This window comes from Dietzia sp. IBK-p2-15D (genome assembly GCF_057773105.1).
In genome coordinates this window covers 1-430 of record NZ_JBYMTK010000133.1, presented here as the reverse complement: position 1 = coordinate 430, position 430 = coordinate 1, and the positions used below count along the sequence as shown (strand labels likewise).

The 430-nt window shown below is 48.6% G+C and carries 1 protein-coding gene; it reads left to right on the top strand.

The window, feature by feature from the left end:
* Positions 1-45 precede the first annotated feature (45 nt).
* Positions 46-430: hypothetical protein (locus AC3DEV_RS17225; RefSeq protein WP_488372913.1), on the top strand; the 385-nt coding region annotated here is incomplete at its 3' end.

Genomic DNA, 430 nt, shown 5'->3' with positions numbered 1-430 from the left:
TACAGTTATGCTAATTAAAACGATTTTGACAGGCGGGAGGTCAATTTGATCCCGGACGTATCACAGGCGCTGGCCTGGCTGGAAAAACATCCTCAGGCGTTAAAGGGGATACAGCGTGGGCTGGAGCGCGAAACTTTGCGTGTTAATGCTGATGGCACACTGGCAACAACAGGTCATCCTGAAGCATTAGGTTCTGCACTGACCCATAAATGGATTACTACCGATTTTGCGGAAGCATTGCTGGAATTTATTACACCAGTGGATGGTGATATTGAACATATGCTGACCTTTATGCGCGATCTGCATCGCTATACGGCGCGCAATATGGGCGATGAGCGGATGTGGCCGTTAAGTATGCCATGCTATATCGCAGAAGGTCAGGACATCGAACTGGCACAGTACGGCACTTCTAACACCGGTCGCTTTAAAA